Origin of the sequence: Flavobacterium sp. (assembly GCF_035456225.1) — a bacterium.
Taxonomy (GTDB): Bacteria; Bacteroidota; Bacteroidia; order Flavobacteriales; family Flavobacteriaceae; genus Flavobacterium.
On sequence record NZ_DATIDM010000013.1, the window covers coordinates 1 to 9,815 of the forward strand.

Here is a 9,815-nt window from a genome sequence, read left to right on the forward strand (position 1 = left end):
TTATGAAAATGAATGATGAAATAGAAGTTGCCACCGCAATAACTTCGGAAGAAATCGATAAATGCATCGCTTTGTTGACGCAATTAAATACGGATACCAATCAGATATTCGATATTCCGAAAGCGCAAAGAACGGCTTTGATTAAAGCGGCAGGACAATTTTCCAGACCGGATCGCGATGAACTTTCCCGCAGAAAAAAGGATGGAAGATTAGTAGCTAAACGTAAAAAAGAGACCAAAGATAAAACCGCTCGTAAAGAAACCGGAATCCGTACTGCTCGTGAAGCAAACGTGTTTGTTGCGCCTAAATTGCTATCGATTACAGATCTAACCAACAAGGAGCAATTGGAATTGGAAACGCCAAGAAATTGTTATGTATGCAAAACGTCGTTTACTAAAATGCACCATTTTTATGATACAATGTGTACTGATTGCGGTGATTTTAATTATGCCAAACGTTTTCAGACTGCCAACGTAAAAGGGCAGATCGCGGTAATCACGGGCTCTCGTTTGAAAATTGGATATCATATTACCTTAATGCTTTTGCGAGGTGGGGCAACGGTTGTCGCTACAACCCGTTTTCCAGTAGACTCTGCTTTGCGTTTTGCCAAGGAAGCGGATTTCATGGAGTGGGGACACCGACTGAAAATTCACGGATTGGATTTACGACATATTCCCAGCGTAGAGATTTTTTGCAATTTTATCGAACAAAAATACGGGCGTTTGGATATTCTTATCAATAACGCGGCGCAAACAGTAAGACGTCCCGCCGGGTTCTATGCTCATTTAATGGAGAACGAAGAACGTCCTGTTACTTCTTTGCCAAAACAGGTGCAAGATTTATTATTAGACCATACCGATTGTTTGCAGGAATTGAAAATATTGACTGCAGGAGCTTCTTCCAATCAGAATATGCCGGTTACCTGGCATGGACCGGAACCGGGAATTGGATTACGGGCTTCGGCTAAATTGTCTCAAATCCCTTATTCTTTCGATAATACGCTGGTAGCGAATGAAGTTTTTCCGGAAGGGCAATTGGATGCCGATTTACAACAAGTGGATTTAAGAAAGACCAACAGCTGGCGTTTAAAACTAGGCGAAATTGAAACGACTGAAATGATAGAAGTGCAACTCGTAAACGCTGTGGCGCCTTTTGTCTTGTGTAATCGTCTTGCGGAAGTGATGAAAAAAGACAACACAGGACAAAAACACATCATTAATGTATCGGCAATGGAAGGAAAGTTTTACCATGGTTACAAAGATGCCCGACATCCACATACTAATATGGCAAAAGCGGCACTGAATATGTTAACCCATACTGCGGCAGGCGCTTTGGCAAAACAGGGTATTTTCATGAATGCAGTAGATACTGGATGGGTTACTGACGAAGATCCTGCTGAAATGGCAAAAAGAAAACAAGAGGAAGAAGATTTTCAGCCACCGTTAGATATTGTAGACGGTGCCGCAAGAGTTATGGATCCTTTGTTTGACGGCATTAATACAGGAAAACACTGGTGCGGAAAATTCTTGAAAGATTATGTGCCGATTGCTTGGTAATAAGCTGTTTTTAAGTGAAAAAACCACAACAGAATCATGTTCTGTTGTGGTTTTTTGTTGCAGTTTTTTAAAATTTGTAACCGAGGCGAAGTCCAAATGAGACATTGCCATAACTATCTGACTCTTCAGTTAAATCAGATCCGAAATAATGAATATCATCTACAGGAACATGACCGGCGCTTTCATCGTATTCTCTGTCAAAATTTTCAATATTTCTATTAAAATATCCCAAATAAACATAAGGTTCTAATATAAAATTGTGAAAAGGAATTTGGTACCCAAAGCAAACATTTATTGCGTAAACTTCTTTTTTTACGCCTATTACGTCGGTTTGTATGTCACTATCTGTTTCGTTTAAATAATATTCTTGAGTGAAGTTGTAACTGTTTTTTCTATAAGATAATTGCAAACCCGTATATAAGCCATCTGATTTTCGAGTTTTTGATTTGTCCTTTTTCAAATAGTTAAAAATATAAAATCGCCCTTCAATTATAACTCTGTGGCCATAATTCTTCACTGAAACAGTATCTGATTTGGGAAAACCATACAACTGGATACCATATTCAGCTTGTACTGAAAAATAGTTGTTTAATTTCCGTTCAACTGCAAACTGAACGGTTGGAAACGAAAAAACATCAACTGCAGCAGTGGCATTCCATTTTACAATCCAGTTTTTTGGTTTTGTTTCCTCCGTTTGTGCAAAGAAATTTAAGCTGTTAAGTGAAAATAAAAGTAAAAGAAAGATCCTTCTCATAAATTAAAATTTCAGCAAACCTACTAATTTTCTTCTATTTTTGCTGATAATTCAAACCAACGCTCTTCTTTTTCTTCTATTTTTTTGATGACATTCTGCAATTCGTTCGCTTTCTTTTCAATATCGGCATCTGCCACTTTTCCGTCCGAAAACAATTGCTCAATTTCCTTTTTCTTGAATTCCAAATCTTTGATTTCGCGTTCGATTTTCTGAAATTCCTTTTGTTCGTTAAACGACAGGCCGCTAGTATTGTTTTGTTGTTTCCAGTCTTTCTTTTCGGCTTTGTTTTCTTCTTTTTGGGCTACATCGGCACTATCTTCATAGGCTCTGAAATCGGAGTAATTTCCAGGGAAGTTTTCAATCTCTCCCTGACCTCGGAATACGAATAAATGATCTACAATCTTATCCATGAAATAACGGTCGTGACTCACCACAAGCAAACAGCCCGGATAATCCAAAAGGAAACTTTCCAGAACATTCAACGTTACGATATCCAAATCGTTCGTTGGTTCATCGAGAATCAGAAAGTTCGGATTTTGGATCAACACCGTACACAAATACAGACGTTTTAATTCGCCTCCGCTCAATTTCTCTACGTAGTCGTATTGTTTTTTGGCATCGAAAAGGAAACGCTCTAATAATTGAGATGCCGAGATAATTCTGCCTTTGGCCAACGGAATGTATTCGCCATATTCCTTAATGATGTCAATCACTCGCTGTCCCGGTTTTGGATTGATACCGCTTTGGGTATAGTAACCGATTTTAATCGTGTCTCCCACAATCACTTTTCCTCCGTCAAGCGGAATGGTGCCGGTTAATAAATTCAGGAAAGTCGATTTTCCGGTTCCGTTTTTACCGATGATTCCAATTCGCGCGCCACGCTGAAAATCGAAAGTGAAATTATCCAAAATCACATGGTCGCCGAATTTCTTGGAAATCTTGTGAAGCTCGATAATCTTGCTTCCCATGCGTTCCATGTTGATTTCCAGTTCGACCACGTTCTCTTTTCTGCGGCTTTCCGCTTTTTCCTTGATGATGTAAAAATCATCCTGACGTGATTTCGATTTGGTCGTACGTGCTTTCGGCTGACGACGCATCCAGGCCAATTCCTTTACGAAAAGGTTTTGCGCTTTATCGATACTCGCATTTTCCGAAGCGATACGCTCTTCTTTTTTCTCAAGATAATAGGAATAATTCCCTTTGTATTGGTATAGTTTTCCGTTGTCCAGTTCAATGATTTCGTTACAAACGCGCTCCAGGAAGAAACGGTCGTGCGTTACCATGAACAACGTAATGTTTTCTTTGGCGAAATAACTTTCCAGCCATTCGATCATCTCCAGGTCCAAGTGATTCGTAGGCTCGTCCAGAATCAGCAAATCCGGACGGTTGATTAGGATAATGGCTAATGATAAACGTTTTTTCTGTCCACCCGAAAGGTTTTTTACTTTCAGTTTGAAATCTTCTAGTTTCAGTTTGAACAAAATCTGCTTGAACTGCGTTTCAAAATCCCATGCATTGTGACGGTCCATATCATCGAAGGCTTTTTGGTAAGCTTCTTCGTCTTCCGGATGTTCCAAGGCTTTTTCGTAACGTTCGATTACTTTCAGGATTTCATTGTCGGATGCGAAAATGCTTTCTTCAATCGTAAGTTCGTCCTGCAGATTATGATCTTGGGATAAAAAAGCCATTTTGATGTCCTTACGCACCACAACCTGTCCTGTATCCGGTTCGTCTTCGCCATTGATAATCTTCATGATGCAGGTTTTTCCCGAACCATTTTTGGCAATAAAAGCGATTTTCTGATCTTTGTTAATCCCAAACGAAATGTCTTTAAATAACGTTCTTTCGCCAAACGATTTCGATATATTTTCTACTGAAAGGTAATTCACAATACTAATTTTTTTACTATGAGCAATTCGACCAAATTTGGTCTCGGGTGCAAAAGTAATCAATTAGCTGTTATTAAGATGATTTAATGTTTCTTCAGATAAGTAACAATAACGATGCAGTTTGTTTAAATTTGTTTTGTAAAGTGTTTACGTACAGTTCAATAAATAGCTTAAATTTGTAATAAACGCTGTTGTAAAAAAAGAAAAGATGAATCATTTACTTACTGCGATACTGGCGCTGTTTCTTTTTTCTACGGATATAGTTTATTCGCAAAGTGATTCAATTAAGTACAACAGTAGTGATATTCGGGATATTTACAGAAAGATCTTTTTGAAAAATGACACCATCAGCAAGTTTAAAGATAAAAAAATTGCTTTTTCCTTATTTCCTTCCCCGGCAGGATCAGATGCGGGCGGCGGATTTGTAATTTCGTTTCTGACAACCTTTTACCTGGGCGAAGATACCGCAAAGACGAGAATGTCGGAGGTTCTTTTTACGCCTTATTTCAGTTTGGACGGGCAGTTTGTTTTTCCCATTACGACTTATTTATACACCAATAAAAACATTTATAATTTCACGGGCGATTATCGGTATATGATTTATCCGCAGCCTACGTATGGTCTTGGAAACAATAATTCGGATACGGAAATATCAAGATTAGAATACCAGCAGTGGCGTTTTTATCAGTTTGCCACCAGAAAAGTTGCCGGAGATTTCAGGATGGGTCTTGGTGTTTTGTTTGACAGTTATGAAAATATTTCAGAGGAGTCGTTTATAGAAGAAGAAACCGATTACGTTAAATACATGAAAGGCGATTTTTCTAATGTGAGTTCTTTTGGGATTGCGGTTCAGCTTTTATATGATTCAAGGATCAATGTAATCAACCCCGAACAAGGGCTTTATGCCGAGGTCGATTATCGGAATAATTTTAATGGCGGACTGGACAATCAGGAATGGAAATCTATTTATGTTGATTTAAGAAAGTATTATTCATTGCATAATAAACTACACAGGGTAATAGCGGGCCGATTTTTTTACTGGTCTACCTTTTGGGGTGATCCACACTATTTGGATTTACCGAGTATCGGTTGGGATCGTTTTGGAAAAACAGGGAGAGGCTTTACCCGAAACCGTTTCAGAAGTAACGCCTTGTTGTTTTTTGAGACCGAATACAGGACAGACATTACCAGAGATGGTTTTTTTGGAGCTGTTTTTTTTACGAATGTCTCTTCCGTTTCAAAATTGAACACGCATGAATTTACCAAATGGCATCCGGCAGTTGGTACGGGACTACGTGTGAAATGGAATAAGAAAAACAATAACAATGTGACTTTGGATTATGGAATAAGCAAAAACGATTGGTCATTACGTGTGAGTTTGGCTGAAAATTTCTAATTTTCAGAATAGACTAATTTCATATTATATTTGTCGGATGCAACTATCCGTAATCATACTTAATTACAACGTTCGTTATTTTCTCGAGCAATGTGTTTTGAGCGTTCAGAAAGCACTTGAAAACATTGACAGCGAAATTATCGTGGTGGATAATTTTTCTGCGGATGACAGTTGCCTGATGATGAAGCAGCGTTTTCCAGAGGTGAAACTCATCGAAAACAAAGCCAACCTCGGTTTTCCAAAAGGGAATAATATTGGTGTGGCCGAAGCTAAAGGGGAATACATCTGCATTTTAAATCCGGATACCGTTGTAGCGGAAGATACTTTTGAAAAGATTGCTTCGTTTCTCGCAATGACAGAAAACGTGGGAATTGTGGGTTGCAAACTGATTGATGGCACGGGAAATTTTCTTCCGGAATGCAAACGCGGAACTCCTACACCTTGGGTGGCGTTTACCAAAATCTTCGGGTTGTACAAATTCTTTCCAAAATCTTCGCTTTTCAATAAATATTATGCCCAGCATTTATCCGAAAACCAAACCGGAAAAGTGGATATACTCGTTGGGGCTTTTATGGTGATGAAACGTGATTTGTACCTTGAAGTGGGAGGTTTTGACGAAAACTGTTTTATGTATTCGGACGATATCGATTTGAGCTATACGGTTTTGAAAACCGGGAAATCGAATTATTACTTCCACGAAACTTCGGTAATCCATTATAAAGGAGAGAGCACCGTTCGAGACGGGACCTACATGAAGCGTTTCCGTGAAGCCATGCACTTTTTCTATAAAAAACATTTTGGAGGTTCTTTTGTTTTTGATGTTTTCATGCGAATAGGAGCCTTTTTGTTTGCAATATTGAAGAAAAAGCAACAGCAGCAAATCATTCACAAACCGGAACAATACTTGTTGTTTTCTTCCGATGAAAGTCTGGGAGAAAAATTGGAAAAACAGTTGCAAAAAAAGATTATCTGGTCTGTTGATATTGATGAAAATGCCTTATTTTCGCAGGAAAATTTAAAAGGATGTCCGTTGGAAATCGTATTGGATAATTGGCGTTTTTCATTTAAGGAGATTATCCGTTTTCTGGAGAAGAATAAAAACAAAGGTTTTACCTTTAAAATAATCCCTGAAAGAGCTGATTTTCTGATTGGAAGCAATAGCAGCAACGACAGGGGAGAAGTTATTAAGTTACAAAAATCGGATTTTAATAATTCGTGATTTTTAAAAATATAAAAAAAACACGCAAATTTGTTTAATTCGTCGCTAATGCTCGAAATATTTATTAATTTTGCAAGCGAATGACGAAAACACAACTTTAGTTTAAAGATATGGCAAAGTTTGAATTGAAATTACCCAAAATGGGAGAAAGTGTTGCTGAAGCAACTGTTACCAACTGGTTAAAGAAAGTTGGAGATAAAATTGAAATGGACGAAGCAGTACTTGAGATTGCTACTGATAAAGTAGACAGTGAAGTACCTTCTGAAGTAGCGGGAACACTTGTTGAAATTCTTTTCAACACTGATGATGTGGTACAAGTAGGACAAACCATTGCCATCATTGAAACTGAAGGTGGTGCTGTGGAAGCTTCAACCCGAGGCGCAGCGGAAGCGGTTGCAGCTCCTGTGGCAGAAGTTGCGAAAACAGTTGAAGCAGCTAAAGAAACTGCGGCTCCTGCAGATTTTTCAGGTTCTGATAAATTCTTCTCTCCATTGGTGAAAAACATTGCTAAAGAAGAAGGAATTTCATTGGCTGAATTGGAATCGATTCAAGGTTCTGGTAAAGACGGCCGTGTAAATAAAGAGGACATCTTAAATTACATTAAAAATAGAGGAAACCAACCTGCATCGGTTGCGGCTCCGGTAGCTCAAGCTCCACAAGCAGCAGCTCCTGAAGTTTCAAAAGCGGCTCCGGTTTCTGTAAACGGTGGCGACGAAATCGTTGAGATGGACAGAATGCGTAAGCTGATCTCCAAATACATGGTGGAATCGGTGCAGACTTCGGCTCACGTTCAGTCATTCATTGAAGTGGATGTGACCAACATCGTGAAATGGAGAGACAAAGTGAAAAACGCTTTCGAAAAGAGAGAAGGGGAGAAATTGACGTTCACACCAATCTTCATGGAAGCAGTAGCAAAAGCGTTGAAAGATTTCCCTGGAATGAATATTTCTGTTGATGGCGATTACATCATCAAACGTAAAAATATCAATTTAGGTATGGCTGCAGCTTTACCAAACGGAAACCTTATTGTTCCGGTAATTAAGAACGCAGACCAGTTAAACCTGGTTGGTATGGCTAAAGCGGTTAACGATCTAGGAAACCGCGCTAAAGCTGGTAAATTGAAACCGGACGATACGCAAGGCGGAACTTATACAGTAACTAACGTTGGTACTTTCGGATCTGTTTTCGGTACTCCGATTATCAACCAGCCGCAAGTAGGTATTTTAGCTTTAGGGGCTATCAGAAAAGTACCGGCGGTTATCGAAACTCCTGAAGGTGATTTCATCGGAATCCGTCAGAAAATGTTCTTGTCACACTCTTACGATCACAGGGTTGTAGACGGTGCATTAGGCGGAAGCTTCGTGAAACGTGTTGCGGAATATTTAGAAGCTTGGGACATCAACAGAGATTTCTAAGATTAGACATACAAATATTTAAAAAGACCTCAAAAAATGAGGTCTTTTTTTTTAACACTAAACCAAATTTAGGAAGGATTTTATTTTTGTAACTTTATAGCAATCAAATACTTAAGGTTATGAAAAAGATTACTATATGTTTGCTGGTTAACCTTTTTTTTGTTTCCATTTCAATGTTTAGCCAAAATGAATTTCTCGATCAGACATTCGGAACAAACGGAATGATAAGTCAGAACTATACCACTGATACAGGTTCGGGTCTGGAGTCCGATTTTAAGGAAATCATCCTGCAAGAGGATGGCAGTTTTATTACGGCTTCAAATTTTCATCTTCATGGAGCCGATCCCAGATATATTATCAACCGATACAATAAATACGGAATTTTAGATCAGTCCTTTGGAATAAACGGTTTTGTTACCAGCAGTTTGCAAAATAATATTGGAGATGTCGAACTGCAGTCGAGTGGAAAGATTGTTGGTTTTGCCAAGGAAGGATATTTTTTCACCCCAGGCAGTTATTTATTCCGCTATACCTCCGATGGTATTATAGACACCTCCTTCGGAACAAATGGAATCATAGCAGATCCGGAAAATAATATACAATCACTGTCGGTTCAGTCAGACGATAATATTTTGGTGGTTAAAACACCGGGAAATGAAAGAGCTATTGCTGGTTATACATTGGTGAGATACAAACCGGACGGAGCGTTGGATGGCGATTTTGGCAGTAATGGGGCGGTTGATTTTTCGTTGCCTCTAGGAAACATTACATTGCATGAAGTGGTAAGTCTGAAGAATGGAAAAATTTTGATAAGCGGTGTTTTTGGACTTCCCGATCCCAATGATTATCGAAGAGATATTTTTTTCATCAGATTAAATAATGATGGTAGTCTGGATATGTCTTTCGGTGAAGGAGGGCTGAAGGTTTTTGATTTTGATGAGGTTGATGATACTCTGAATGTTTTGGAGCTATCCAACGGTAAAATGGTCTTTTCGGCTTCAAGTTACGGGTTGCTTCCCGGCAGTACCGTTGTAAACAGATTGATACGCTTAAATGAGGATGGGAATTTAGATGGTGCTTTCCATTTAGACGGAATTAAAATAATAGACTATCCGATTCTTGGTTTACAGTCGCTGAAAGAACTTCCCGATGGAAAATTGATTGCAGCAGGAACTTATGAGACAAGTGAAAATCCGACACCGGAAAATAATCAGGAACCGGCAGCCATTGTAATTGCACGCTATGATACAAATGGAGATTCGGACGAAAATTTTGGCAATAGCGGTTACATAACCACAACCCTGAATTTTAATCGGGCTATAAACGGTAAAATAACAATTCAGTCAGACGGTAAAATTCTTGCTGGAACAACTTTTTGTGAAGCATGGTTCTCTTGTCATCCGCATACTGTTATCTTCAGATATAATCCGGATGAAAGGCTTGCCAATGCGGAATTTGGCGAAAATAATGCTTTTATGATTTACCCTAACCCTTTCAGGGAAACAGTAACGATAGATTTTACACTCAATCAGCCGGAAGTGCTTTCGATGGATTTATACAGCTATGACGGAAGAAAAGTGACTACT

General features: G+C 38.8%; 7 protein-coding genes. 5 read left to right on the plus strand and 2 right to left on the minus strand.

Translation table 11 applies throughout. The features are described 5' to 3' along the window. Positions 1–2: 2 nt before the first annotated feature. Complete coding sequence (locus VLB74_RS00665) at positions 3–1,556, plus strand: SDR family oxidoreductase (protein ID WP_325201543.1); 1,554 nt, start codon at positions 3–5, stop codon at positions 1,554–1,556. Between the two features lie 67 nt (positions 1,557–1,623). On the opposite strand, the gene VLB74_RS00670 is transcribed toward VLB74_RS00665, so the two are convergent. Beyond that, a complete protein-coding gene (locus tag VLB74_RS00670) occupies positions 1,624–2,310 on the minus strand; it encodes a hypothetical protein (RefSeq protein WP_325201544.1) in 687 nt (228 codons plus the stop codon). A gap of 23 nt (positions 2,311–2,333) precedes the next feature. Beyond that, entirely contained in the window at positions 2,334–4,199 is a 1,866-nt protein-coding gene (locus VLB74_RS00675; RefSeq protein ID WP_325201545.1) for an ABC-F family ATP-binding cassette domain-containing protein, read from the minus strand. A gap of 208 nt (positions 4,200–4,407) precedes the next feature. Here VLB74_RS00675 and VLB74_RS00680 point away from each other — a divergent pair, with 208 nt between their 5' ends. From VLB74_RS00680 to VLB74_RS00695, 4 genes are all read left to right on the plus strand, one after another. Beyond that, positions 4,408–5,595: a BamA/TamA family outer membrane protein gene (locus VLB74_RS00680; protein WP_325201546.1), complete on the plus strand. Its 1,188-nt coding sequence runs from the start codon at positions 4,408–4,410 to the stop codon at positions 5,593–5,595. A gap of 37 nt (positions 5,596–5,632) precedes the next feature. After that, entirely contained in the window at positions 5,633–6,814 is a 1,182-nt protein-coding gene (locus tag VLB74_RS00685) for a glycosyltransferase family 2 protein (RefSeq protein ID WP_325201547.1), read from the plus strand. A 110-nt stretch (positions 6,815–6,924) separates the two neighbouring features. Then, the gene (locus VLB74_RS00690; protein WP_325201548.1) at positions 6,925–8,229 is read left to right on the plus strand and encodes a dihydrolipoamide acetyltransferase family protein; all 1,305 of its coding nucleotides are present in this window, start codon (positions 6,925–6,927) and stop codon (positions 8,227–8,229) included. Between the two features lie 119 nt (positions 8,230–8,348). After that, the coding region (locus tag VLB74_RS00695; RefSeq protein ID WP_325201549.1) for an NHL repeat-containing protein at positions 8,349–9,815 on the plus strand (1,467 nt) is incomplete at its 3' end.